Raw genomic sequence first — 25,031 nt, 5'->3', positions numbered from 1 at the left:
CCAGTTTCCGGCGGCACCACCGTTGTCCTCACCGGCACCGGACTGACCGGAGCCACCGCCGTGAACTTCGGTACCACACCAGCGGCCTCGTTCACCGTCGACTCCCCCACCCAGATCACCGCCGTCGCCCCACCCGGAACCGGAACGGTATCGGTCACCGTCACCACCGCCGGCGGAACCAGCAACGGGCTCACCTACACCTACGTGGCGGCGCCTGCGCTGACCACGGTGGTGCCGAATACCGGGTCGGTGACCGGTGGCACCACGGTGGTGCTCACCGGTACCGGATTGACCGGCGCGACCGCGGTGAACTTCGGTGGCACACCGGCCACCTCGTTCACCGTCGACTCCCCCAGCCAGATCACCGCCGTCGCCCCACCCGGAACGGGAACGGTGCTGGTTACCGTCACCGGCGCGGGCGGAACCAGCAACGGGGTCGCCTATACCTATGTGGCGGTGCCCGCGCTGGCTTCGATCATTCCCGGTTCAGGGCCGGTGACCGGAGGCACCACTGTCGTACTCACCGGTACCGGATTGACCGGCGCGACCGCAGTGAATTTCGGTACCACACCGGCCACCTCGTTCACCGTCAACTCTCCCAACCAGATCACCGCGGTCGCCCCAGCGGGAACCGGGACGGTGCTGGTCACCGTCGCCACGGTCGGCGGAACCAGCAATGGTGTCGCCTATACCTATGTGGCGGTGCCCGCGCTGGCTTCGATCCTTCCCAGTTTGGGGCCGGTCATTGGTGGAACAGTTGTGGTGATCACCGGGACGGGTCTGACCGGAGCCACCGCGGTCGACTTCGGCGCGGTACCGGCGGCCTTGTTCACCGTCATCTCCGACACCCAGATCACCGCTCTCGCGCCCGCGGGTGTGGCCGGGACAGCGCAGGTCACCGTCACCACGGCGGGTGGAACCAGCAACGGTGTCACCTACACCTATGTCGCACTACCCGCCCTTACCACGATCGTCCCGAACGTGGGGCCGGTGGCCGGTGGGACAACGGTCGTGATCACTGGAACAGGCCTGACCGGAGCCACAGCGGTCACCTTCGGCGCCACCCCGGCGACCTCGTTCACCGTCAACTCCGACACCCAGATCACCGCCGTCGCTCCCGCGGGCGTGGCCGGGACAGCGCAGGTCACCGTCACCACGGCGGGTGGAACCAGCAACATTCTCGGTTACATCTATCTCGACGTCCCCGTTCTGATCACGGCTCTCCCGATTCTGGGAGCCGAGGCCGGCGGGACAACGGTCGTGCTCACCGGAATAAATCTGGCCGGAACCACTGCGGTGACTTTCGGCGCCACACCGGCGGCCTCGTTCACCATCGACTCGAATACCCAGATCACGGCCATCAGCCCGGCTGGGACCGGGCTGGTGCAGATTACCGTCACCACACCGGGTGGAACCAGCAACGGTGTCTTCTTCACCTACCTTCCGGTTCCGACCCTGACCACCCTGGTCCCGAACCTGGGACCGGAAATCGGTGGGCAAGCGGTGCTGGTCACCGGCACAGCCCTGACATGGACCACCGGAGTGAGTTTCGGTGCCACACCGGTTCCGTTCACGGTCATCTCTGATACACAGGTCACGGCCATCACCCCGGCCGGAACCGGAACAGTACAAGTCACCGCCACCACACCGGGTGGAACCAGTAACAGTGGTACCTACACCTACGTTCCGCCTCCCGGAGCCTGACAGATCGAAAGACTGGGCCGCCGGCGAGCAATCGCCGACGGCCCAGTGTCAGGCCACGGTGCCGGAAACTACGGCGATAGGTTGCGGTAATGGATGCGATGGATCCCGATCCAGCAAAAATCCCCGATGTGGCGGCAGGCGGCGGAGTGCCGCCGGGCGCTACACCCCCGGATGCCCCGCAGACCTCGGGCCTGTCCGCGCCGGAGCCTCGAACCAGGCACCACTTCCCAGTCGCTGGCGTCGTGGCTGTGATCATCACAGCGGTGTTGGTCGTGGTCTTCGTACCGGCGGCGATCGGGATCGTCGTACCGATCTTTTGACCCGCCGCGGCGCGCAGTCGGCCCTTCGCTGGAGTCGCGCATACGCCGGTCGCGAGAGCATGGGCAGTCGTCGTAATCCGCATGTCCACCTCCGTGTCCACCAATCGGACCTGCCGTAGCGAAGTGGGTTATCGGACGGGAGTGCGGGTAGTCGCGGTAGCGACGCGTTTGCACTTTCCGATGCCGTCAACACCGAAAGGGGACGAATCCTCATGAGCACCTCCGACACCGCTACCTTGCTGGCGCAACTGCGCGCCGTCCTCGACCTGACCAACACAGAAATCCAGATCGCCGAAACCCGGACCATCCAGGCCCGGACCGAGGCAGTGCGCCGCGAGTTGTCCGCGAACGCCGACAATGCCCGCGTCCGTGCCGAGGCCGTCGAGGCGGCCATTCGCGAACTCGGCGGGCTACCAGAGCTGATCGGGCCCTTCCTCGGACGAGCCGTCGCCGCGGTCAAGGCACTGGCCGAACAAGCCCAGCCGTTCGACGAAGCCCTGCTCGGCGACCTCACCCTCGAACACCAACTTCTCGACCGCGCCCGTTACATCAAGGCCCTCGCGACCACCACCGGGCAACCCGACGTCGTGACATTGGCGGAACGATTGATCACCGCGCACTCGGCGACCGTCGACTGGCTGACCACCGTCCTGGCCGAGGACGCCCTCGGCGGTCCGGCCGCATTGCGCCGCACCCCCCTCCAAGCAGCAACCGGGACCGCGGTGAAGCTGGTCAACATCCCGGTCACCTGGTCCGCCCGGGGCCTCGACCGGGCACTGGACACCGTCCGCGCCACCCCACCCGCGTTGGGCGAGCTACTCGCCCAAGGCGCGCACGCGGGCGGTGTCGCGGTGAGAACGCTCACCGCTTCCCGCGACGCAGCCCTCCAGACAGCCGAGCAGGTCACCCGCGAGGCAGGCGCCGACACCGCCGCGGACGCCTTGCATTCCATGCGCACCTCCACCGGCGTCCTCGAGCCCGAAGAGCTACCTATCGGCGACTACGACGACCTGACTGTCACCCAAGCCGTCGCCGCGGTCAAGGAACTGGTCGAGCCCGCCGATATTCGAGCGATCGTCGCCTACGAGGAAGCGAACAAGGACCGCCAGGGTGTCGTCTCGGCCGCCCAGACCCGCCTCGCGGCGATCGCCCAAGAAATAACCGGCCTCAACTGACGCCCACGATGAGATCGGCGAGGTCAGTGTCCGGTCCACCCGTCGATTCCTCGAACATGTTCGGATATGTGACACGTCAGGTCGGGTTTAGACAGACACCGTGAAATCACTAGCTGGAGACACGCTCCACCCCCGCGATCGCTAGGCAGTCGTGGATTCGGCGTGCGATCGAACGTTGGTGTGGCCGCGCTCGTATTGGGTGTTGTCGTAACGGTGTGCGCCGCCGGGCCCGGCTACGGCTTCATCGGCGGTCGGTGTCCTCGTCTCGACGCCACGCTCAGCCTGCGGCTGGCATGGCTTGTTCAATCGTGCAAAAGCTACGGCCGAGCACCGGACGGCCGGTGGGAAGTCGCACCTACCGGAGTCGCCTCGCCGGTGAGTCGTCCGGTTCGGCTGATTCCGAGGAACATCGAGCCCAGACCCAGTAGTACCGCGATGGCGCCGGCGATCACGTTGTTCCAGATCGTCGATGTGGTGTCGACGTTGCCGCTGACGATCCATGGAGCCAGGATCGTCCAGAGGCCGATCAGTGGAGCGGCCCAGACGATACCGTGGGTCCGGCCGTACACCGAGGCGAACCCGAGAGCCAGCGTCGCGAGGGCAACCCCGACGATGAGGTTGTTGACGGTCAAGGTCGAACGCTCGTTGAATCCGACAACCCATGGGGAAATCGCGATGTAGAGACCGGTCAAAAACAGTAGGCCGGTGACCGCCTGGGCGTCGGGCTGTTCGGAGGCGCGCTCGTAATTTTCCCGCAACTCCAAGATGTCGGGATGCCGACTCATCATGGTTTCACTACTCATGTTCTCCACCACCCTTCGGACGTCGTGGCGTATCGACGCTCTCGAGCCGGTGCGGCCTGCGCTCGGTCGCAGAATAGGGCCCGGGTGCTCGCCACTTACTAGTGTATCATCCTGTGATATTATCACTCTATGACACATAGTTCTATGTCGTCGCCCGAACCCCTCACCGACCAGGAGTTCTCGAGACTGCTGGCGATTCGAGCCGGGCTTCGTCAGCTTCTACGTTGGAGTGAGCGCAGGGCAGCCGAAGTGGGACTCACCGACACCCAGCATCAGCTGCTGCTGGCGATCCGCGGGCATTCCGAACCCGGCGGCCCGAGCATCGGAGAGATCGCCGGATACTTGTGCGCCCGCCACCACAGCGTGGTGCAACTGATCGATCGCACCGAGCAACTCGGCCTCGTGGCCCGCAAACGGGAGCAGGGCAACGACCGCCGGGTCGTGCGCCTCACGCTGACCGACGCGGGCCAGGAAATCTTGGCCTCGCTCAGCGCGGCACATTGGGAAGAACTTCAGCGACTGACCCCCCTCGTCGACGCCTTGGACTATCCCGCTGCCATGCCACAAGCGGGATGAGAGTTTGGCGGTCCCGGCGCATTGCGGCTCGTAGCGCGGCGAAGACACGTTTCAGCTTTGGCGTCCAACCTCGACGGTCGGGGCATCGTGGTCGGATCCAACTCGGCGCGTGCGGTGTTCGAGAACGGGCAAATTACCCGGCCAGTCCGTGTCCGCGGAGCGAACTGTCACCCTGCTGCCAACTCTGTTGCAGGATTTGTTCGCTGAAATGATCCTCCAGCAGATTCGTCGCTTCGATTCCGAAGACGATCGCGGCGGCGAGTTCCGGTTGCTGGGTCATGAGGTCACCGATCACGTCGCGACGCATGACCTGTTCGTGGACGGCGTCGGCCTCGACATGTTCGGTGTAGAACAGCAGGCACGCGGGGTCGGCGTCGAAACGTCGCAGGGCTTCGATCATGCGGCGCGCTCCGGGTGGCGAACTGATCTCGACAGCCGCGAAATGGCCGACCAGCGCGCCGCGCAGCGCACGATGCAGTCCGAACAGCGACATCATGTTGACGATCGCCAGCATCGGTTCCGGCACGATGTCGAGGTAGTGCAGGTATCCCGGATGTAAATTCGCGCCTGCCAACAGATCGGCGTAGAGCCGTGCGTGTATCCGTTCACCGCGACCGCCACCGAATTCATCGAACTCGACCGCGACGAGCGAGGCTTTCGCCTGACCGCGCAGGCGGGGTATCACCCAAGCGTAGGGGTCGGCTTCCTTGTGGTGGTAGATCGATCGATGCACGAAATACTCCTGCATCTGCCACCATTCGCCTTCATCGCGCAAGTATTGCCCGACACCTGTCGATTCTTCCATCGGTTCGGTCAGCAATTGGTCGAGTGCGGTCGCGACATCCATGCCGCCGGGCACATCGCGCCGCATCGCGCCCAGGAACAAATGCTCCATGCACGCACGAATTCGAAGCAGATCCGGATTCCATTCCCAGCCGGAGTCCACATCGTCGAATCCGTGATAATGCAGCTCGTAGCACGTGTGCAATGCCAGCTGAAGGTCCGCACCGTAGGGATCCACCTCGGTGTCCACGACGGAGACAACGTCTGTGGTGTCTCCGGGAGATCGAGATAGCAGCCCTATCATCGCAGCGGACAGTTCGCCGCGCGGTTCGGGCAAGGGGTGCGATGTTTTTTCTCTTGCTGAGCCCCCATCTTCACGTAACACTGTCACCGAAACCATCGGTTCCGACTCGGCTGCACCTGAGTCCGTCCATGGGTGGCCGGCCATGGTCAATCGACACGCGGTCGGCGGTGCTTACGATGGCTGGTGTCGCACAGCGGGTAGTTCTTGGAGCGCCGGCACAGGCAGATCGCGACCTGGAACCGGTCGGAGCACACCGTGGCACCGTCTGCGGTGACCAGCTCGACGGGTCCTTCGATCAGTGCGGGGCCGTCTTCGGTGAAGATGACTCGCCGGGTGTCAGGATTCGGTTCGGTCGGCACGAATCACCACCAATTCCTCGCGCTGTTGATTGGGCGCGATCAGTCCGGATGAGATCAGCCATGCTGCGCGCTGACGCATGACCGGCCCGAAGGGAATCAGGCGCCGAGCCACGATGGCTGCTTTCAATCCGCCATCACGCAACTGGGCCAGTGTGCGGTCGGGACCGCACATCACCGAGTGCACGATCAACGCTACTCCGCGATGGTCGAGCAACAGGGGCAGCAACCCGCTGAGTTGATCCAGCGCTGACCTGCCCTCAGGTCCGGCGTCCCACGCACGCGCTGCGCCGCGGCTTGTCGTGTCCGCGGGCGACGGAACATATGGCGGATTGGCCAGAACTACGTCGAACCGGCGGTCCCCGAGGACCGTGGCGAAATGGCCGTGCACCAGTTCGACGTCGATCTCACGGATACCGCAATTGAACCGGGCCGACAGGACAGCGCGGCGGGAGATGTCGACCGCCGTCACCGTGCCGGCGCCGGCACGGCTGGCATGGATCGCCAAGACACCCGTACCAGTACATACGTCCAGCACTCGTCCGCCACACGGAATTCGCGCATCGGTCATCGCTTGCGCCAACAGCCGGGTATCGGCTTGTGGTGGGTATACGACGGGTGCCCTGACCAACCTCACGTAAGCGTGGGTACCCCAATTGGCGAACTCTACCGGCTGCGCACCCATCGTCCCGGCAACCGGTTCGGGCATCCTGATCAATCGCGCCCCACCGAATCCACGACCAGCATCAGGAGAAACGCGGCGGCCTGCGCGAGGCTGCACCCCGGAGAAGATCAGCCCAGCGACACTGCCCACACCGTTCCCGCCGACCGATCTCGAATGGTCCGATCAGGCAATACGTTGCGATGACACGACCGGCCGGGCAGATACGCGCTGCTTGGTCGCTGCCGTGGGTATCGTGTTGAGCCTCGGGCTTGCGCTGACCATTATCTCGGCCATCATGTGCGCGAGCTGGCCCACGGGTTCGACCCAATCGCTCAACCATGCGTGTGTCCGGGCACAGCCACAGCTCTGGCCGTGCCGCCCCGATGCGCGTGTGCGATATCGACTTGACCGGGCGACCGCCGCCGCATCACGACGCGCGACGTGAACATAAAGGCATGCCGTACATTTCATGCATCGGTCAGCCAGATCAAGCGGAAAGTGCGTCCGACGGAATCGGTGTAGACGCGGAAGGCTCCGTCGTTGTGCGACTGGATCAGTTTCGCGCCTAGTGCCGCGACCAGAAACGTTCACCGGGTTGGTCTGCAAGGCTCGGTGAGTGAGCAAGCGCGAGTGGGACGCGTTGACCAAGACCGAGAAAGCCTTCATGGTCAATGCGTATGAGATCGACTGTCTGGCCGGTGTCTGGGAGACCTCGACGAAGCCGACCAATCCAGGCCGGTCAGCGAGGTCGCCGGAGTCTTGCTCTCCCTCATCGATCGTGGGTGGATCGAGGTCCGCCGAATTGCACCGTGGACCTCCCCGTCCGGGGCGAAAGGGATCCAGCCGGGCGAGATAGTTCCTCGTGATCAGCTTCCGGCGGTTCTCGAAGACCCCGCCAACTGGGAGTATCCCTACGATCGAGATTGGATCGGTGAGTTGACCCTGGTCGAGACCGAGGCCGGGTACAAGATCACTCACCGTTCTCCCGAGGAGACGTCCGAGTAGGCCACCGAGGTGGAATGCTCAGGCCGCCGCTAATGGCCCCTGCCCCAGCGAATGCCCTTCTGCTGCGGACGCGGACGCGTTCACGGCGTTGGGCGGCCGAAACATCGGAGTGGCGGGCGTTGCGGTTGCGCCAACGCAGGTAGCCCTGCAAGCGACAGGCCAGAACCGGATGATTGGGGTGGTTGGAGTCACCCATGATGACAGTGCGCAGCGGACCGAACTAAGCCTCGATCGGATTCGCCCAGGACGCACTGGTCGGAGTGAAGCACAGGTCGACGTTGTTTTTCGCTGCCCAGCAACGGATCCGGGGTGTCTTGTTCGCCGAGACATTGTCCAGTATTACGTAGACCGGGTCGCCGTTGGGGCGTGCCGCCCGGATCGACTTCAAGGCGGCCATGCTGTGGTCGCCGTTGCGGCCGCAGAATTCGAAATCCCGAAAACCACCGCGTTCTTTGGTTACATGAACAATTCTCACTCCCCGCGTCGTCGACGACATCAGACCAAGCGCACGGCCAGCAGGTCGCCGAATACCCTGCTGGTGGGCGTGTCTGCCGATGTCGGGCGCTCGGGACTGCGAGTATGGATGCCCGTGTCCAGGGCGAACAAGAACAAGACCGCGCGCCGGCGCGCCAGGGGGTACCGACGCGGCGCAGACGACGATGTTGCGCGGCGGGAGGCGGAGTTCGTCACCGCGATGCAGACCGAGATCTGGCATCGCCGGTATCCACCGGCCTCGGTCATGCAGGCATTGGGCACACCGTGCGGGCATCCGGTGCCAGCCCCCGACCTACGGGTGTTCACCGGGTTGGACATCATGCTGCGGGTCCGCGGTTGGACGTTTGTCGGCGCATGCTCTGGTCCCGAAGTGCTCACCTTCAGTTACGGGCCCTCCGACGCCGGGCCGGAGTATCTCCAGCGCGGACTGGAACCCATCACGACGATCGCGGCCACGCTGGATCGCTCGCTGCCGACCGACACCGCGGCAGACTGTGAGGTCGAAGTCCTTCTTGTCGGCGTCCCGTCCGGCCAAGGCCTCCTCACCGGCCTGGCTGGTCTCACGCCGCATCTTGGTGTCATCGAGACACACACTCCCGGTGACCGGATTCCAGTCCCGTTTCCCATCGGCCGCGCGCGCGTGGCCGGGCGCGTGAACAGCGCCATAGCAGGCAGATAGCTCTCTCCATCGACGCCCACGTCGTCGTCTCCACCTCACCTCCGAATCGGGCGCCGCACCCACAACCCGCACCGGCGGCCACCACCGACCACACCGTAGTGCTGACCGCACCCCAGGGATCGGCCCTGTTTCAGGGTGCGGCACGGCGGTATCACCACCATGAACTCACTGGCATGTCGCTTCGGCGTGTGCCAGCGGACTGGATGGAGGAACCGTGATGTCGAACCACCCCACGCGACACCAATCGCGAGTTGAACCTTCACGCCGACGGTCGGCCGGATTCCCGGATCGTGTGCGCACCGCGCGGTACCACGCCGGCGAGGCGCTCGAGGACGGCAACAATATTCCCGGCATCGTGCTGTGTGCGCTCGGCATCCTCGCCTTGGCCTTGACCCTGGTCGCGGCAGCGTACGGGTTCATGGGCTGGATGGTGGTGGCCGTCGCCGCCGCCGTGGTGTGTGGCAGCGTCGGTGTGACCTGGGTGCTGTTGGCGCACAAGCGTGTGAAAAACCGTGAGGGCTTGGCCCTACGCGATCAAATGGGTCACTGAACAGACCGACCAGAGCTGACCCGAACGACCGCGTGCCACAGAGGAGTACCGCTCGACAGGAGGAACTTCGTCATGCCGAAAGAATGGACTGCCAAACAAGAACGGCAATACGAACACATCGAAGCCTCGGCGGAAGAGCGTGGTGAAAGCGCTCGGCGGGCGAAAGAAATCGCCGCACGCACGGTCAACAAGAACCGCGCCCAGGCAGGGCAGACCAAAACCGCGAGCAGAACCTCGATAGAGGACATGTCACCACAGAAGCGCGGTGGCCAACGTTCCCATCGTGGCTCGACCGGACCTACCCGCGACCAGCTGTACAACGAAGCCAAGAAACGCGGCATCAAAGGCCGCTCCACCATGAACAAAAGACAACTCGCCAACGCGCTGGGCCGGAACTGACCCCTCGGGCGAACCCATGCCCATTGGACTCGTCGCAATTACCCGCGAGCGGCGGCGGCGTTCGTCCGGTAACCCGCCGAGCGACGAGCCCATCGAATATCGACCCGATCCGTGCGGCCGAGATGCCGGACGAACAGGATGACTCAGGGAGTCCCCCCGAGACCTTTGGCGCGCCGGCGTCCGCCCCGTGGTCGACGACCGCACATCGAACGCGGCGGTTTCCACAGGGTTCGCGGTGACATCAGTCGACTGATCTGATCTCGACTGGCCGACACCAACCCGCACATCACCTTCCACGTGACCGGTGGCTCGCCTGTTGAGCCTGGTGGATGCTCTGGTCCCTTCCACGCTCAACCTTGGTTACGCTGACCAACAGTCGACCGTGCTCGCAATCCGTTGGTGGAAGCGAACATTGGGTGCGCATGCTTCCGATAAGGTCCGTTTTATGACAAACAAGCGAATCAATGGACCTATTCTGTTGGCCGCATCCGCTGCGCTTGTCGTGTTCGGCCCGGTCACCGTGCCGGCGAGCGCGCAAGCACCGCTACAGGCTCCCGAGGTCACCTTCGCCGGCACCGGCCCGGGAACTGTGACCGCGACGGTGCACAACCCCAACGGCACCGGTCGATGCTGGGCGGAAGCCGGTGTCGGTCCGGAGAACAACCACCACTTTTTCGGTAACGGCGCCCCGGAGTCGATGGCCGGCCCCGGCCAGACCGTGACTACAACGCTGGAAGGGCTCGAACCGGGCTCGACCATCAGCGCCCGGGGCGGCTGTTTCGACGACACCCCTACGGGTGGGATGCCATTCACCGAGCTGGTCACGGTTACCGTTCCCTGAAACGTATCCACGACGCCCAATATCCGTCGCAGCCCGGTTCCGCAGGTGAGGGCGTGCCTTCACCCGGCGGAACCGAGGGCGAACGGAGCTCCTGACAGACGCTCTGAACAACCTCCGATAACGGCACAGCGGCTTACTTTTCGGCTCGACTCACGGACCTCGGACTCGAGACTGCGCAGCAGATCGCCCGCCGCCTGAATCCCTCGGAGAATCCAGGCCCGCACTGCGCCCCCCCACACGCGTTTTCCCGCGCGGGGTTCGATCGGGAGTCATGGGCTCAGCAGCAACCGGCGTGCGGTGGCGGTGCCCAAACCAGTAGGGCCGCCACGACGGCGGATGGCAGCAGGCTCGCTGTGTACGGTCACCGCCGCGGGATTCTGCGGGTATCGTTCGGTTCGCGCGAACCATTCCCGCCAGCCCGGTACCCAGTCTCGGAGACCTTCGATGTATCCGAGCACGTTCGTGCTCTCGGCCGGGTTCAGGCCGCACTCCGTGACCATCGCCGGCGCCTCGACCTCGGCGAGGTGCTCGAACTGGTCCAGTCGGGAGAGGGCCAACTCGCTGGTCATGGCCACCGCTTGGTCGAGATCGCAACCGAGGAATTTCCGCACCACGAATATCATGTTGGCGGGCTCGTCCTCGCTCGCCATCTCCCGCTGGTAGGAATGGATGTCGTTGACCAGGATGCTCGCGTCGTTGACGCTGTCGACCAGAGATCGCAGCACCGGATCAGCGACGACCGCGGTGGGCAGCTCTGTCGCCCGGGCGTATTCGACCAGGCACGCGACTACTGGAACGGCGTTGGTGACGCGCTTCAGTTCGAGATACTCGATCGGATTGCTGGCGTGCCGGTGGACGAGGTTGCGCCGCTCCTGAAGGTTGCCGGCAAGACATTGCTCGACGCGCTCGCGAGTCTTGCGCTGCCAGCCACGCGACATGACCGGCGCGGTGCGCGACCACAGATCGACGAGACCGCGTTCGGTGGGGCTGGTTGCCACCGGCACGTCCTGCACCGAGTCGATCGGCATGAACTGCGCCAGCCTTGCCACCTGAGTCTTGACCGGCGTCGTACTGGCAGTGCGCTCGCAGGCCTTGGCAAAGTAGTCGTCAACGTGGAACAACCACGTATTCCAGTCGGTGAGCACATCGATCGTGCCACCAGGAGCGGCTGGGAACAGGTAGCAAGTCAGCAGCGCGTAGTCCTCCTTCGCGAACTGTCGCTCGGTCCACGGCGTGATGCCAGCGTGCGCCGTGAACATGGACATGCCCCTGGCCCACGCCAGAGCATGTGCGCGAGCCGTGTCCAGGTACGGGTTGAGCCGGGCGGGGCGAAGCCCCTCGAACGTCGGTGGCTCGGACGGCTCCGTCCTCGCCGGTGGCGATACGCTCGGCCGCACGCTGAGTTGCCGCGCCAACGCCGCCAGTTCCGCTGCTGCTTTCGGCTCCGGGTTGGCGGCCTGTAGGCAGGCCAGGGCGAAGTCGAGTTGACGCTCGGTTTCCTGGTGCGCCCAGGTGTGTGCGCCCGCCTCCTCGATCAGGTCGACACAGGTCCGCAGAGCGTCGTCGTCCAACGGCTCGTCACCGCAATACAGTTCGGCTAGTCGTCGCGCGGCACTGTTGCCTGTGTTGAGCGCGGCCACCACCGGCAGCGACTTCTTGCGGGCACGCAGGTCGGACATGACGGGTTTACCGGTCGCGGCCGGATCACCCCAGATGCCAAGGAGATCATCGACCAGTTGAAACACCAGGCCGAGATGTTCGCCGAACTGACGCAGCTGCCAGACCCGTTGCGGTGACGCATTGGCGGACATGGCACCGAGTTCGCACGCCGCGGCGAACAACGCGCTGGTCTTGTCACGCGCCATCGCCACGCATTCCTCTAGTGGCACGTCGGCACGGCCCTCGAAGGCCAGGTCCGCGGCTTGGCCATCGTCGAGCCGCAGCAGCGCCTCGTTGAGGCGGGGTATCCCGTCGGTGGCCAGCGGTGGGCCATCGGCCACCAGAGCCTCTGCCGCCAAAGTGCTCAGCGCGTCGCCGGCGAGGATCGTGGCGGGCACGCCGAAGACCGTCCAGGCGGTGGGCCGGTGCCGGCGGACGCGGTCTTGGTCCATGATGTCGTCGTGCAGTAACGAGAAGTTGTGCGCAAGTTCCACCGCGATGGCCGCGTTGGCCGCACCCTCCGCGGTGCCGCCGACCGCTTCGGCCGCGAGCATGGCCAAAACGGGCCGCAGTGCCTTGCCGCTGTTGTCGTCCACCGGGTTGCCGTGCTCGTCCCACCAGCCGAAGTGGTAGCCGATGACCCGGCGTAGCGGAGAGGACATTCGATCCGCCGCTGCCCGCAAACCAGGGGCGATCAGTCGGCGGGCGCGTGCGAAGGGGTCGGTGGCCGCATCAGCGGTGGTGACCATCGGCGCTCCCGAGTTGAACGTTCTCCAGGACGCCCAGCGCGTCTGGAACCAGAACGGCCAGTGAGTAGTAGCAGGTGATCAGGTAGTTGACGATCGCCTGTTCGCTGATGCTCATGAACCGCACGCTCAGACCCGGCTCGTATTCGTCGACCAGGCCGGTCTTGCGCAGACCGATGACGCCCTGGTCGGCCTCGCCGGTGCGCATCACCAGGATCGAGGTGGTCCGCCGGTCGCTGATCGGGATCTTCCAGCAGGGGTAAATGGGCACGCCGCGCCATGCGGAGATCCGACCGCCGAGAACGTGGATGGTCTCGGGGGAAACGCCCTGCCGAGTACACTCGTCGCGGAAGGCCGCGATTGCTTCCGGATGCGCGAGAATGAAACTGGGGTTCTTCCAGACCGTGTTGAGCAACTGATCCATGTCGTGCGGGGTGGGCGGGCCACTGCGGGTATAGATACGCTGGCCGAAGTCCGCGTTGTGCAACAGACCGAATTCCCTGTTGTTGACCAGCTCGTACTCCTGACGCTCGCGCACCGCTTCGATGGTCAATCGCAACTGCTGCTCGAGCTGGTCGATCGGTTCGTTGTAGAGGTCGGTGACACGGGTGTGGACCCGCAGGATGGTCTGGGCGATGCTCAGCTCGTATTCGCGGGGCTCGAGTTCGTAGTCGACGAAAGTGCCGGTGAGGAGCGCCTCTCCGCGATGACCGGAATTGACCTCCACGTCGGCCTCACCGTGGACGTTCTGCGCTTTGCCTGTGGTTGTCTGAAATATTTCCAGGTGGCCGCGCAGTTTTTCGGATTGCGCGAGCAGCTCCTGAAAGGCTGTCTTGGGCAAAGACATAACCGTGCAGGCTGTGGTGGCCTTGACCGAGTAATTCCAGGCGCTATCCGGGCCAACCAGCGCCTCGTCGCCGAAATAGTCGCCGTCGGCGATTATTTCCAGAGTCGACTCCTGCCCGAATTCGCCTTCACTGAGTTTGGCGAGCCGTCCGTGTACGAGCAGATAGAGTCTGTCGGCCTGGGCGCCGGCCGAAACCAAGACCTCTCCGGGTTCGTATTCGTGTTGAGTGAACCTGCGGCCAGGGTGCCCAGCACGTCAGAGTCGGCGAATGTCCGCAGCCATGGGAGTTCGGTCAACTCGGCCGGAATCACCTTCACCTCGTCGCCGGTGGTGAGGAAGTCCAGCCGTCCGTCACCCAGCGTGTAGTTCATTCGCCGGTTGACCCGGTACGCGCCACCCCGCGCCTCGACCCATGGCAGTAGTTCGAGCAGCCAACGAGGGGTGATGCTTTGCATCTGTGGAACAGATTTGGTCGTCGCCGCCAACTTGCGCGCCGCCGTGGTGCTGAGGCTGAGTTGTCCAACATCGTTATGCCCGTTCGATTCCGAGCTCGGTCCTGCTGTCGTTTCACGCATAGCTCGACCAATCGCATAGGTGAAGTGGGGAGTGTCACACGAAAGCAACCACATTGACCGGCCTACCGCTAACGGCTTCCGGCGCTTGCCATCCAACGGACTTGCTGTTCACCATGATAGAGACGGGCCGACACCGCAGGGTTGAAATCAAACAAACCGGCGTACAACGACTTTCAGAACGACGGGGCTTCCGCCCGAGCCGATGCTCCGCCGTCTCCGCCCGTACTCGCAGCATCCGCCGGCTCGGATCGAGGTCGTCGGTGCGCGACGAGCACAACTCTTCTTGCCGCCGTGCGCAGCCATCCGCCACATTATGTCGAACCTGAAATATCGAGCCAGTACCCTACTCGCGCTGATCGACCGCAGCGGATCCCACCACTGCCGATGATGGGTATCCCCCCACCGTCGACGTCGAGTTCCTGGTTCTGACCGGCGTCGTCATGCTCGTGGCCACTGCCGCTGGTCGAGTCGTATGCGGTGGGACGCGCTATTTTACGCGTCGGCCGCTGAGCCGAACCAGTACGACCGCGCTTCGCGCAGCCTGGGTGCGGCGGTACCTGCTGGGTCGCTGTTCGTCGCGGCCCAGGCGATGTGGCCGTACGGGCGGATCAGCAGAGCGTATAAGGGGTTTCGGGGACGCACAGTCGCCGCAGCGGGTCGGTCGTCCGAGCGTTCGCGGGCGCAGTGTCGACCGAGCTGGTGGCCATGACCATCGGCCGCACCACCGACTCACGAAGAGAGCAGGTGATCGCGAACGCAAGGCGACTACGGTGCGAGCAAGCCTGCGCTACGGCACGCGGCGGCGGACCCGGCTGAACGAGTTCGATGAGACCCCAGTGTGGGCGATCGATCACGTCCAGCTGACCGCGGAAAGCCCCGGGAATAGCAAGCGCACGATGTGGCGCTGCGCGGCCCGCCACCCAGCGAATACCTCCGGCGGCACGGCTGAATCGGTTTCCGAATCGATGACCGCTCACGTGCCCGGCTCTCGCCTAGTGGAGCGGCTACGCCGCACCACTGCACCACGAACTGCCGAGGACCACAGTGGTGCAGCTAGGGATCGAGCGTGATCTCACGCCGGGTGATCGCACCGGACTCGGCAAGGAGAGCGCGCACCACAGAACCGACGTGCCCATACAGCGGCCACCGCCTCGAAATGCCACGACATCGGCGCATCCGGAAAGATTGATACCTCTGAAATATTACAGCAGGTGGAATAGGTCATGGACCGTCCGGACCCGGCCGACGCACTGTGGTTGTGCAGGCGAGAGTGCGACAGGCCAACGACCATGAAGGTCTTTCTGACCGGCGGATCCGGCTACATCGGCCGGGCGACGATCACCGATCCGGTGCCCCATCGGCACACCATCGAGGTTCTCGTCCGCAGCGACGTCGCCGGGTTGGCGGGTGGCGGCGGGAGCGAAGCCGGTACGGCGCCCTGACCGGTCTGGACGTGCTCGACCATGCCGCGCCCCGCGCCGAAGCCGTCGCGCACCTGGCGCAGGCGAGCACCGGTAGCGGGGTGCGAGAAGCTGGAGCATTCGCGTGATTGGACGAGACGACCGTGCGGAGATGTGGGAGTTTCCGCGCTCGGTCACTGTCCGGAATTTCTGTACAAACGGCAAGGCCATGTCTACCTCGCAGTCGAAACCGGCCACCAATTCGAGGCATTCCGATCGAAAGCGATGAGTTTTCGCGCGCAGTCGAGGCGGGCCCGATTATGCCGCAGGATGCCTTTGTGATCGAGCCAATGGGCCAGTCCAACCGACAGCGAATCGGCGAGCGCCAACCGCACGCCAGAGTACTGCGTCCGGCCATTTCGAGGCCACCTGTGATGTCAGCGCCTAGACTGGGACAGCGTTGTTCCAACTGGGTGCCTCAGCGCGAAAAGCGGACAGGTTCTCGGCTGGGACCAGTGCCGGTCGGAGCGCTTCTTCTACCCGACGCGACGACCTCCTCGTGCCTGCGGGCGACGAAAAACCACCACATGACAATCGGCCTGCCGAATGGAACATCACCCAACGGCGACGAAGCGGGTTCGGAAGCGGCGAGCGCGGAGCCGAACAGGATGATCCGTCCGATTGTGAAAGGGAGCACGAACATGACTGCAGCGCCTCACACTAAGCAACGTGCCAACCGTCGTCACGCCGACGATGTCCAGAATTTCACCGCATCCCGCCAGTTGGCCGCCGACCTGCAGCGTGTGCTGGTCGACCTCGTCGAGTTGCACCTGCAGGGCAAGCAGGCCCATTGGAATGTCGTGGGAACAAACTTTCGCGACCTGCACCTGCAACTCGACGAACTCGTCGACGCGGCCCGCGCGGCCAGCGACACCATCGCAGAGCGGATGCGAGCACTCGACGCCGTCCCCGACGGGCGGTCCGACACCGTAGCGGCGACGACGAGTCTGCCGCCTTTCCCGGCCCAAGAGGTGAAAACCGCGGACGTTGTCGACCTGGTGACAACGCGGACCTACGCAGTAACCGACACCATTCGCACCGTGCACGACGCTGTCGACACCGAGGATCCCAGCACCAGCGATCTGCTCCACCAGATCATCGACGCACTGGAGAAACTGGCCTGGATGATCAAGGCGGAGAATCGGACGGTCTGACCAGCCCACACGGGCTGCCGCCAGCGCAGTGTGCTGGTCGTGACGAATCGTCGGGTGCGTCGGCGTCGACCGAATGACGTCGCCACCTCGACACAACACTTGCGCCACCACACCGGCGTGCTCGGCGTACTCCGCGCCGCCGCATGCGCGGATCGAGGATTCGTCGTCGCTGCCCATGACACGGTGATCGCGGATCTGGAAGAAGGACCGGTCGCCTCGATTGTTTCCGCCTGCACATTGCGGGTAGATCGCCATGTGTCGGGGTTCGGAGTCGAGGTAGCGCACAAAGGGCGATTGTGATGTCAGCTGTTCGCAGGTTGCCGTCGTCCCGCGACAACGCGGTTCGGGTGGCACCGAGCGCTGTCGCAGTGGTCGTGCCGGTGCACAACGAAGAGGCGCTGCTGTCACGGTGTCTGTGGTCGCTGCAGTGTGCCGCGCATATGGTGCCGATTCCGGTTCGTGTGATCGTCGTACTCGACTCGTGCGTGGATGGCTCCGCACGCCTGGTCCCTGCATCGATGGCGATCGTACGGGTCGATGCGGGAAATGTGGGTGTGGCGCGTGCGGCAGGATTCGCCTTCGCGGCAGAGCAGTACGGTCTCGCCGGTGCGGAGCATCTGTGGTACGCAACGACCGACGCCGATTCGTCGGTGCCCACCCGGTGGCTGGCGAAGCAACTGAGTCACGCGGTCATCGCGGATGTGACTGTGGGTACCGTCGCGGTGCAGTGGCGAGAGCGCACCGCGGCTGTGCGGGCAGAGTACGAACGCCGCTACCACCGGATTGCCCGCGATTCCCCTCGGCACGTGCATGGTGCCAATCTCGGCTTCCGCGCCACCTGGTACCACCGCGTAGGTGGTTTCGCTCCCGTGCGTGTCGACGAGGATATCGACCTCGTCGCACGGCTCGAAGCGGCTGGCGCGCGGGTTCTATGGCACGACTCGGCAGTTCGCACCTCTGACCGCCACGACAACCGTGTCACCGGCGGATTCGAGGGATATCTGACGGATCTGGCGGACACATCGCCGGACTGTGCGTGAGGAGCACCGTGTGATGGACCGAGCACCGGCCCGCGCCGATATTCCGGCCGACAAAGCACTGTCGTGGCCGTTGCCCGGTAGCGGCGGAACCGATAGTCGCTGGCAAGCGCTGTTCGATACGGCTCGTGACGACGTCGTGATCGGCCGATTGACCGAGGCACACGCCGACGCCTGCGCGATCAGTCACGATCTAGGCAGCACGATGCCGCAGCCGGGACAGCTGTGGGGCGTGTGGGCGGCGCAGCCCCCGACGCCGGTCTTGCGCGCGGTACTGCACGCGAGCACCGCGGTGCTGTCCGGCCGGAAGGTTTGGTGTTCGGGCGCGGGAATTTGCTCGCACGCACTCGTGACCGCCGATATCGAGGGTGGCGCCGCGCTGTTCGCGGTGGACCTGGCCGAGCCGGGTGTGGCCGCAGTGCCTGGCAGTTGGCACGGGTCAGGCATGGTCGGTTCCGCGACATCGACCATGGACTTCGATGCTGTGCCCGCGACTTTGGTCGCCGCACCCGGTGGTTACCTGGGGCGAGCCGGGTTCTGGCACGGTGCGGTCGGTGTCGCCGCGTGCTGGCTGGGGGCGGCGCAGGGCGTCGGGGATCTTTTGCTGGAGAGCTCGGGAGACGATCCGTTGCGACAATCCCACCGTGGCGCTGTCGATGCCGCGCTGTACGCGGCTCGCTGTGCACTCGCCTGCGCGGCCGCCGAAGTCGATGCCGACCCGCACGATTCGCACACGGCCCGGATTCGAGCGAGGCGGGTGCGCGCGATCGTGGAACACGCCGCGACGTGCACCATCGACCGGGTCGGCCGCGCACTGGGCGCAGCACCTTTGGCCCAGAACGCGGCGCACGCGCGGCGGGTCGCCGACCTCACTGTCTACTTGCGCCAGAGCCACGCCGACTACGATCTCGCGGACCTGGGTGCACTGGTGGGGCCACGATGAACACTCGGCGATTCGCGGAATGCGATCTCACCTCGCCTGGCACGCCGAGTGCGGTGTGGCGGCCGTGGATACAGCAACTCGCGCCCATCGAAGCGACCGCTGTGACCGGTCGGGTCTTGCAGATCGTGGCACCGCACCCGGATGACGAGGTCCTCGGAATCGGCGCTCTGGCTGCCTTTCTCACCGACAGGGGCGTGCGTGCGTCGGTCATCGCCGTCACCGACGGCGCAGCGTCACACCCAGGTTCACCCACCCACTCACCCGCCCAACTCGCTGCTATTCGCAGACTCGAATCCGCCACCGCAGCCCGAATCCTTGGTATCGACGACATCGTCCACCTCGGACTGCGCGACGGTGCGGTCGCCGAAAGCGAGGATCGACTCGTTGCCCTGCTCGGTGAGCACATCGAGGTCGGCGCGACTGTCGCGATACCGCTGCGCTGTGACGGGCACCCCGACCATGAAGCCACCGCCCGCTCGGCCCTCGCCGCAGTCCGCGAAAGAGGTGCTCGGATCATCGAGTACCCGATCTGGATGTGGCACTGGTCGTTTCCCGGCGATCACGCCGTCGACTGGCAGCAAGCACGCCGACTGGAACTGCCCGTCGAGTGCACTGCGCGGAAACGTCGAGCCACCGCACAGTTTTGCTCGCAACTGCACCCGCTGTCACAGCATCCCGCTGATCGGGCGGTACTACCACCGCACGTGGTCGAACGTCTACTCGCGCTGGACGAAGTGGTCCTGGTGTGAGTCCGCGCAGCGATCCGGAATTCTTCGACGCAAAGTACCGCGCCGACCCGGACCCATGGAACTTCGACACCGACTGGTACGAGATCCGCAAGCGGAAACTGTTGATGGCGTTGCTGCCTCGCCCCCGATATCACGCCGCACTCGAGCCGGGCTGCGCCAACGGGCACATCACCCTCGCGCTCGCGCAACGCTGCGATCGGGTAGTCGCCACCGATATCGCACCTCGCGCGCTGGAGTTGGCCCGTGCGCGATGCCGAGACCACGCCAACATCGTGATGCAGCGCTGGGCACTGGGCGAAGCATGGTGTTGGGCAGACACTTTCGATCTCGTCGTAGTCAGCGAGGTGGCCTACTACCTGCCAGCACTCGCGCTCAGATCGGCGATCGAAGATATGGCGGCACATCTATCGATCGGGACCATCGTCGTGCTTTCGCACTGGCGTCACGACGAAAAAGACCACCACCTCAACGGCGATCGAGCCAATCAGATCACGCTGTCGGCGCTGCCGCACCAGCCCGTGGCAGGTTATCTCGACGACGACGTGCGCATCGACGTCGTCACGGTGCGGCCATGATCGGCGCCCCGCGGCAGCGGTGATGAGCGCGCACCCCACCACGGCGTCCAGGAGCCGTGCCTCAGGTCCGGAATCACCGCCGACGATGCCAAGTCGATCGCGGGGACGCAGGCCGATACTCTGCGCATTCGCCGCCGCATCCGCACTTGAATCGGTCAGCGTCATCTGGCCGGTGATTTCTTTTGGCCACAGGTGGCGCGCGCCGGTAATTCTCGGCGGCTGCGGCAGATGACGTCGTCGTATATTCAGGTAGGTCGCTGGGGTGATACCCAGCGAAAGGATGCGCAATCGGAGTGTGCCCGGGCCGCTGTGTGTACAGCGGGAGTCGGAGCGGTATCTGTCGGCAGCGAGATGGCCGACGAATCGATCTGGATAACCCGCCCACCCCAAGGGACAAGCGGTTCGATGCAACCGAATACAACCGTCTGATCGGCCTGTACACCCCCGGGTACCCGCCTCGCGACACCCGGCCAGCACGGACTTCCCCGGCGAGTTCCGAGGTGTCCGACTACTTCAGGTCATCGCGCGAGTGCTCGCGGTCGGCGTGCTCACCTGGAACCGGCAAACCGCACCAGCCCACAGGAATCGATGATGGGTTTTACCACGCAGCACCAAGAGGTTCCCGGCATTCAGTCCCGGATGGTTCCGTACCGGACTGCGGTGAGGACAGCTACCGCGGGTCCGGCAAGTTGACCGGCAAAGTCGCCGCTCATCACCGGCGCCGACAGCGGAATCGGCCGGGCCGTCGCATCGCCTACGCACGAGAAGGCGCCGACGTGCTGATCTCCTACCTCGACGAAGTCGACGACGCACAAGAGGTCGCCGACCTCGTGACGCGGGCGGGGCGCAGGGCCGTGCTCGTGCCGAGTGATCTCTCCGACCCCGGCCCTGCCGCGCGGTCATCGATCGAACTGTGCAGGAATCCGGCCGGATCGACGTGTTGGTCAGCACCCTCATGGTGTACGAACCGACCTTGATCGAGCCGATCCATCCCAGCTTTGTCGCGGCCACGACATACAAGCACTCGACCGACGACCACACCGCACTTCAGCCTGACCGATGGAATGTCAATGTCTGCTCGGCCTAGCGGGAATTACGGGTCCATGCCGCTGTGCTCGTTCGGAGTCGACTCGTCGGTTTCGATGACTTCGCCGGTCGGGTGCTCGTCGGCGTGCGTCGGCTTGGTGTGCTCGTCGGCGAAATCCGGCTCCTCTTGCATCGCGGCCGCGGTCTTCGGGTCGATTTTCGGTGTGCTCATGTTGGTTGCGTACCCGGCTACGAAGCGCCGACTCAGTTCGCGGGGTGACCGTTCCTGAATCGAATCGGTAGCGGTAGGCTTCTCCCTCGCTTTTGGGCGCCGAAAATCTGATCTGCCGAGATTTTTGTTCAAGCAGCAGCCCAGAAGGGAGCGCAATGTCGTCCGCAGATGAGCAAGCCTGGTCGTTGCTGGATTCGGTCGTGGCGGTGGCGGTGACGCGTGCAGGCGGACCGGACCCGCAGGATGGCGAACCGGCGGGCTCGGTCTGGTTCGCGGTGGCCACCGAGGCCGACGTGCGGGCGTGGCGCGGTGCGAGGCCTCGGTTTCGCCTCCCGTCACGAGGGCATTCGCCCTGCGGAAACATTGCGAACGCAGATCACGGTCTGCGGCGCGGCAAGCGCGCTATCCTGGAAGGAGAACCAGTATGTCACCTGGAACGATCAATTCGACCCCGGACGCTGTCGACTTCCTGATCGAGCAGCACGGACGAATCAGACAACTATTTCTCGAAACCGCCCAGGCCTCCGATGTCGAGGAGCGCGAGCGCAAATTCTTCGAGCTGCGACGACTGCTGGCGGTGCATGAAACCGCCGAGGAGGAGATTGTCCACCCACGCGCCCGTCGTGAGATCGGCGACGGCCCCGCCATAGTCGATGCACGCCTGGAGGAGGAGAAGAAGGCGAAGAAGCAGTTGGCAGAACTCGAGGCGATCGATATCGACTCGGTCGAATTCGAGGTGAAACTGGACGGGTTGCGCAGGGCCGTGTTGGCACACGCCGAACACGAGGAGAGTGAGGAATTCACCCGCCTGCATCAGGAGCTGGATGCCGATGCCCTCGCACGGATGCGCAGCACGGTCGAACTTGCCGAAGCGATGGCGCCGACCCGTCCGCACCCCGGTGTGGAATCGGCCACAGCCAACGCGCTGGTCGGTCCGTTCGCAGCGATGATGGATCGCGCCAAAGACATGATCACGAAGCCGCGCCACTGATCAGTGGCGGTACGCGCCGACCGTCAGGCGCGATCCGGTGGTGATGGCACTCGGGTTCTACCGTCTCGATCTGTGTTGGGCAGCGCGCCGCCACAGAGTAGGCACGACGACGTGCTGGGAAAGGTGCGCCCGTGGGGTACACCACCATCCGCAGGACAGCGAACGCCAACGGCCCGGCCGATGTGCCGTATGGACGACCGAACTCGCCCAGCAGCGCCGCATCTCAACGCACTCGATCTGGAAGCCGCTCGTGGACGGTGTACGCATTTCCGCACCGTCTACGTTTCGAAAGGAATTTTTCATGCCGATCGCCACTATCAATCCCGCTGACAACTCCACGGTGAAGGAATTCGAAGAGTTCACCGACCAACACGTCGACACAGCGATAGATGCCGCGGACATCGCATACGCATCATGGCGCACCACGGACAAGCGAGAGCGCGCGGCCCTCCTCGCGCGAGCCGCACAGCTCCTGGCCGACCGATCCGACGAGTTCGCACCGTTGCTGACAGTGGAAATGGGCAAGCTGATCGGGGAAAGCAGAGATGAAGTCGCGCTGGCATCCGCGATCTTGAAGTATTACGCGGAAAACGGCGAGAAGATGACCGCCGACGAAACCATCGAGGTCGACGATGGTTCGGCTGTGGTGCGTACTACGCCCATCGGCGCGCTGCTCGGAGTGATGCCGTGGAACTTTCCGCTGTACCAGGTGGTCCGCTTTGTCGGACCGAATCTGATGCTGGGCAACACGGTTCTGATCAAACATGCAAGCAGTTGTCCACAGTCGGCATTAGCGCTCGAGAAGTTATTCGCCGATGCCGGAGCACCCGAGGGTGTGTACACCAACCTCTTCGTTTCCGGCGCAAAGATTTCGCGCATTATCGACAACCCCAAGATCAAGGGTGTATCCCTCACCGGTAGCGAGCGTGCTGGGGCAAGTGTTGGCGAGCGAGCCGGGAAGAACATCAAGAAGGCGGTGCTCGAACTCGGTGGCAGCGACCCGTTCATAGTCCTCGATGACGGGGGCGACTTCAGTCGGCTCATCGAAGGCGCCGCGACCGGACGCATGGCCAACACAGGCCAAAGTTGTGTGGCAGCCAAGCGCTTCTTCGTCCAGCGGGACCTTTATGACGGCTTTGTCGGTGGCCTCGCCGACGCGCTCGGACACCTGCGACTGGGTGATCCGCTGGACGAGTCGACCACGCTGGGACCACTGTCGTCGGAGCAGGCGGTCGAGGACCTCGAAGAACTCGTGCAAGAAGCACTCGACAAGGGTGCGACAGCAGTGGTCGGTGGTCACCGCGCCAGCCGGCCCGGCGCGTATTTCGAAGCGACAGTGCTGACCGGCGTCACCAAGAACATGCGCGCCTTCGCCGAAGAGCTATTCGGCCCGGTGGCCGTCGTGTACGCGATAGCCGATGCCGACGACGCCGTGGAAAAAGCCAATGCCTCGAATTTTGGGCTCGGCGCGACCATCTTCTCCGGTGATGTCGATGCCGCGAACTCGGTCGCTGACCGACTCGACAACGGCATGGTGTGGATCAACCACCCGACAGGAACCGCACCGGAACTACCGTTCGGAGGGACCAAACGCTCGGGGTTCGGACGCGAACTCTCACACTATGGAATCGGAGAATTCGCCAACCGCAAGCTCATTCGCACCCTCCCGAAAGATTCGAAGATTTCCGGAGTCGGCGGGTAGCTCGTGGCGAACTAACCCTGAGTGAAGGTCCCCGAACTACCCACGCTCCCGATGCTGTTTCCGAACCCATCGACCATGTCCACGGCGATCTTCGCTATGTGCCCCCGGGCGAAGGCACCGCCGTTCGTGTTCACCGGCACGCTGACCGTGTGACTCTGCGAGTCGCAGATCGGCACAACGTAACCGGCGCCGACGGCTCCCGAGGTACTGTCGTCGATCACTGCCGTCAGCCGCCGAGCATCACTCGAGCCATCGCAGCTGTAGGTAACCGACACGATCACGCTACCGCCACCAACAGCAGTGGCACTGTCGATAGTGGAGGTTGTCGCGGCGTCGGCCACGCCGGTGAAGAGCAAATTGGAAAGAGCCGTCGCTGCCGTGAGCACAACCGCGCGACCGACGAGCTCGAAGCTCATTTTCCTTCTCCTAAGTCAGATTCCCATCGAATCCCCCGCCGCGGTGATCATCTTGGCGTGGAACACCAGTCGTCGCGAATGAAGGGCATCCGTGCCGGACGCCAGCGTTGCGGTTCGACTCATCGACTACATTTCGACTATAAACGCTGACCGATCCGACCGAACAGCCGCATACGGCAGAATTTATCGGGTAACGAACAGCGTTGTGGTACAGCCTATTACGAACAATTCGGGCGTCGGAATCAGAACAGCCGGGCGTTATTCG

The 25,031-nt window shown here is 64.3% G+C and carries 28 protein-coding genes and 3 pseudogenes; 20 read left to right on the top strand and 11 right to left on the bottom strand.

Annotated features, from left to right (window positions below; all coding sequences use genetic code 11):
• The 3 genes from AB0C34_RS23270 to AB0C34_RS23260 form a co-directional block, all read left to right on the top strand.
• Positions 1–1,704 (top strand): IPT/TIG domain-containing protein (locus AB0C34_RS23270; RefSeq protein ID WP_357076637.1); only part of this gene is annotated, 1,704 nt, incomplete at its 5' end.
• Positions 1,705–1,793: 89 nt separating this feature from the next.
• Positions 1,794–2,024 (top strand): DUF6480 family protein, encoded by a 231-nt coding sequence (locus tag AB0C34_RS23265; RefSeq protein WP_357076634.1) that lies wholly within the window; start codon positions 1,794–1,796, stop codon positions 2,022–2,024.
• Positions 2,025–2,236: 212 nt separating this feature from the next.
• Positions 2,237–3,199 carry a ferritin-like domain-containing protein gene (locus AB0C34_RS23260; protein WP_357076631.1) on the top strand — a complete coding sequence of 321 codons (963 nt, stop codon included), beginning with the start codon at positions 2,237–2,239 and terminating at the stop codon, positions 3,197–3,199.
• 317 nt (positions 3,200–3,516) lie between these two features.
• Here AB0C34_RS23260 and AB0C34_RS23255 read toward each other — a convergent pair whose 3' ends face one another.
• Entirely contained in the window at positions 3,517–4,002 is a 486-nt protein-coding gene (locus tag AB0C34_RS23255; RefSeq protein WP_357076628.1) for an SPW repeat protein, read from the bottom strand.
• 129 nt (positions 4,003–4,131) lie between these two features.
• Between AB0C34_RS23255 and AB0C34_RS23250 the strand changes: the two genes are divergently transcribed.
• Positions 4,132–4,578, top strand: coding sequence for a MarR family transcriptional regulator (locus AB0C34_RS23250; protein ID WP_357076625.1), 447 nt, complete (start codon positions 4,132–4,134; stop codon positions 4,576–4,578).
• Positions 4,579–4,711: 133 nt separating this feature from the next.
• On the opposite strand, the gene AB0C34_RS23245 is transcribed toward AB0C34_RS23250, so the two are convergent.
• The 3 genes from AB0C34_RS23245 to AB0C34_RS23235 form a co-directional block, all read right to left on the bottom strand.
• Positions 4,712–5,665: an iron-containing redox enzyme family protein gene (locus AB0C34_RS23245; protein WP_357076857.1), complete on the bottom strand. Its 954-nt coding sequence runs from the start codon at positions 5,663–5,665 to the stop codon at positions 4,712–4,714.
• A gap of 146 nt (positions 5,666–5,811) precedes the next feature.
• A complete protein-coding gene (locus AB0C34_RS23240; protein WP_357076622.1) occupies positions 5,812–6,024 on the bottom strand; it encodes a CDGSH iron-sulfur domain-containing protein in 213 nt (70 codons plus the stop codon).
• Complete coding sequence (locus AB0C34_RS23235; RefSeq protein WP_357076619.1) at positions 6,002–6,730, bottom strand: HemK2/MTQ2 family protein methyltransferase; 729 nt, start codon at positions 6,728–6,730, stop codon at positions 6,002–6,004. Before AB0C34_RS23235 ends, AB0C34_RS23240 begins: the two co-directional genes overlap by 23 nt.
• Positions 6,731–7,444: 714 nt before the next feature.
• On the opposite strand from AB0C34_RS23235, the gene AB0C34_RS23230 reads away from it, so the two are divergent.
• Positions 7,445–7,690 (top strand): hypothetical protein, encoded by a 246-nt coding sequence (locus AB0C34_RS23230; RefSeq protein ID WP_357076616.1) that lies wholly within the window; start codon positions 7,445–7,447, stop codon positions 7,688–7,690.
• A gap of 220 nt (positions 7,691–7,910) precedes the next feature.
• Here the strand turns inward: AB0C34_RS23230 and AB0C34_RS23225 are convergent, their stop codons facing one another.
• Positions 7,911–8,186 (bottom strand): transposase, encoded by a 276-nt coding sequence (locus tag AB0C34_RS23225; RefSeq protein ID WP_357076613.1) that lies wholly within the window; start codon positions 8,184–8,186, stop codon positions 7,911–7,913.
• A gap of 93 nt (positions 8,187–8,279) precedes the next feature.
• Between AB0C34_RS23225 and AB0C34_RS23220 the strand changes: the two genes are divergently transcribed.
• The 4 genes from AB0C34_RS23220 to AB0C34_RS23205 all read left to right on the top strand — a co-directional run bounded on the left by AB0C34_RS23220 (position 8,280) and on the right by AB0C34_RS23205 (position 10,654).
• Positions 8,280–8,864 (top strand): hypothetical protein, encoded by a 585-nt coding sequence (locus AB0C34_RS23220; protein WP_357076610.1) that lies wholly within the window; start codon positions 8,280–8,282, stop codon positions 8,862–8,864.
• Between the two features lie 292 nt (positions 8,865–9,156).
• On the top strand, positions 9,157–9,414 hold the full coding sequence (locus AB0C34_RS23215) for a hypothetical protein (protein WP_357076608.1): 258 nt from the start codon (positions 9,157–9,159) through the stop codon (positions 9,412–9,414).
• A gap of 72 nt (positions 9,415–9,486) precedes the next feature.
• A complete protein-coding gene (locus tag AB0C34_RS23210; protein ID WP_357076605.1) occupies positions 9,487–9,813 on the top strand; it encodes a plasmid stabilization protein in 327 nt (108 codons plus the stop codon).
• Positions 9,814–10,258: 445 nt separating this feature from the next.
• On the top strand, positions 10,259–10,654 hold the full coding sequence (locus AB0C34_RS23205) for a hypothetical protein (RefSeq protein ID WP_357076602.1): 396 nt from the start codon (positions 10,259–10,261) through the stop codon (positions 10,652–10,654).
• Positions 10,655–10,923: 269 nt separating this feature from the next.
• Here the strand turns inward: AB0C34_RS23205 and AB0C34_RS23200 are convergent, their stop codons facing one another.
• The 4 genes and pseudogenes from AB0C34_RS23200 to AB0C34_RS23185 all read right to left on the bottom strand — a co-directional run.
• A complete protein-coding gene (locus AB0C34_RS23200) occupies positions 10,924–13,062 on the bottom strand; it encodes a polyprenyl synthetase family protein (RefSeq protein ID WP_357076599.1) in 2,139 nt (712 codons plus the stop codon).
• Positions 13,046–14,104, bottom strand: a complete 1,059-nt coding sequence (locus tag AB0C34_RS23195; protein ID WP_357076596.1) for a family 2B encapsulin nanocompartment shell protein — start codon at positions 14,102–14,104, stop codon at positions 13,046–13,048. The genes AB0C34_RS23200 and AB0C34_RS23195 overlap by 17 nt, the downstream gene beginning before the upstream one ends.
• 167 nt (positions 14,105–14,271) lie before the next feature.
• A pseudogene (locus AB0C34_RS23190) lies at positions 14,272–14,481 on the bottom strand (hypothetical protein); the annotation flags it as partial.
• A gap of 492 nt (positions 14,482–14,973) precedes the next feature.
• Positions 14,974–15,126 (bottom strand): annotated as a pseudogene (locus AB0C34_RS23185) (hypothetical protein); the annotation flags it as partial.
• Positions 15,127–15,770: 644 nt separating this feature from the next.
• Between AB0C34_RS23185 and AB0C34_RS23180 the strand changes: the two are divergent.
• The 8 genes and pseudogenes from AB0C34_RS23180 to AB0C34_RS23145 form a co-directional block, all read left to right on the top strand.
• Positions 15,771–15,923 (top strand): hypothetical protein, encoded by a 153-nt coding sequence (locus AB0C34_RS23180; RefSeq protein WP_357076593.1) that lies wholly within the window; start codon positions 15,771–15,773, stop codon positions 15,921–15,923.
• A gap of 659 nt (positions 15,924–16,582) precedes the next feature.
• The gene (locus tag AB0C34_RS23175) at positions 16,583–17,095 is read left to right on the top strand and encodes a DNA starvation/stationary phase protection protein (protein ID WP_357076590.1); all 513 of its coding nucleotides are present in this window, start codon (positions 16,583–16,585) and stop codon (positions 17,093–17,095) included.
• 39 nt (positions 17,096–17,134) lie between these two features.
• Entirely contained in the window at positions 17,135–17,395 is a 261-nt protein-coding gene (locus AB0C34_RS23170; RefSeq protein ID WP_357076587.1) for a hypothetical protein, read from the top strand.
• Positions 17,395–18,135, top strand: coding sequence for a glycosyltransferase (locus tag AB0C34_RS23165; RefSeq protein WP_357076584.1), 741 nt, complete (start codon positions 17,395–17,397; stop codon positions 18,133–18,135). The genes AB0C34_RS23170 and AB0C34_RS23165 overlap by 1 nt, the downstream gene beginning before the upstream one ends.
• Positions 18,136–18,148: 13 nt before the next feature.
• Positions 18,149–19,075, top strand: a complete 927-nt coding sequence (locus AB0C34_RS23160) for an acyl-CoA dehydrogenase (RefSeq protein ID WP_357076581.1) — start codon at positions 18,149–18,151, stop codon at positions 19,073–19,075.
• The gene (locus AB0C34_RS23155) at positions 19,072–19,824 is read left to right on the top strand and encodes a PIG-L family deacetylase (RefSeq protein WP_357076578.1); all 753 of its coding nucleotides are present in this window, start codon (positions 19,072–19,074) and stop codon (positions 19,822–19,824) included. Before AB0C34_RS23160 ends, AB0C34_RS23155 begins: the two co-directional genes overlap by 4 nt.
• Positions 19,821–20,399: an SAM-dependent methyltransferase gene (locus tag AB0C34_RS23150; RefSeq protein ID WP_357076575.1), complete on the top strand. Its 579-nt coding sequence runs from the start codon at positions 19,821–19,823 to the stop codon at positions 20,397–20,399. Before AB0C34_RS23155 ends, AB0C34_RS23150 begins: the two co-directional genes overlap by 4 nt.
• Positions 20,400–20,990: 591 nt before the next feature.
• A pseudogene (locus AB0C34_RS23145) lies at positions 20,991–21,345 on the top strand (SDR family NAD(P)-dependent oxidoreductase); the annotation flags it as partial.
• A gap of 147 nt (positions 21,346–21,492) precedes the next feature.
• Here the strand turns inward: AB0C34_RS23145 and AB0C34_RS23140 are convergent.
• Complete coding sequence (locus tag AB0C34_RS23140) at positions 21,493–21,657, bottom strand: hypothetical protein (protein ID WP_357076572.1); 165 nt, start codon at positions 21,655–21,657, stop codon at positions 21,493–21,495.
• A 155-nt stretch (positions 21,658–21,812) separates the two neighbouring features.
• Here AB0C34_RS23140 and AB0C34_RS23135 point away from each other — a divergent pair, with 155 nt between their 5' ends.
• The 3 genes from AB0C34_RS23135 to AB0C34_RS23125 all read left to right on the top strand — a co-directional run bounded on the left by AB0C34_RS23135 (position 21,813) and on the right by AB0C34_RS23125 (position 24,350).
• Entirely contained in the window at positions 21,813–22,130 is a 318-nt protein-coding gene (locus tag AB0C34_RS23135) for a CinA family protein (RefSeq protein WP_357076569.1), read from the top strand.
• Positions 22,082–22,648 (top strand): hemerythrin domain-containing protein, encoded by a 567-nt coding sequence (locus AB0C34_RS23130; protein WP_357076566.1) that lies wholly within the window; start codon positions 22,082–22,084, stop codon positions 22,646–22,648. The genes AB0C34_RS23135 and AB0C34_RS23130 overlap by 49 nt, the downstream gene beginning before the upstream one ends.
• A 301-nt stretch (positions 22,649–22,949) precedes the next feature.
• A complete protein-coding gene (locus AB0C34_RS23125) occupies positions 22,950–24,350 on the top strand; it encodes an NAD-dependent succinate-semialdehyde dehydrogenase (RefSeq protein WP_357076563.1) in 1,401 nt (466 codons plus the stop codon).
• Positions 24,351–24,361: 11 nt separating this feature from the next.
• On the opposite strand, the gene AB0C34_RS23120 is transcribed toward AB0C34_RS23125, so the two are convergent.
• Positions 24,362–24,766 carry a hypothetical protein gene (locus AB0C34_RS23120; RefSeq protein WP_357076560.1) on the bottom strand — a complete coding sequence of 135 codons (405 nt, stop codon included), beginning with the start codon at positions 24,764–24,766 and terminating at the stop codon, positions 24,362–24,364.
• Positions 24,767–25,031 lie beyond the last annotated feature (265 nt).

Source organism: Nocardia sp. NPDC049220, from assembly GCF_040647855.1.
Classification (GTDB): Bacteria; Actinomycetota; Actinomycetes; order Mycobacteriales; family Mycobacteriaceae; genus Nocardia.
Note: the sequence above shows the minus strand (reverse complement) of the source record. Positions and strands in the feature narration are given on the sequence as shown.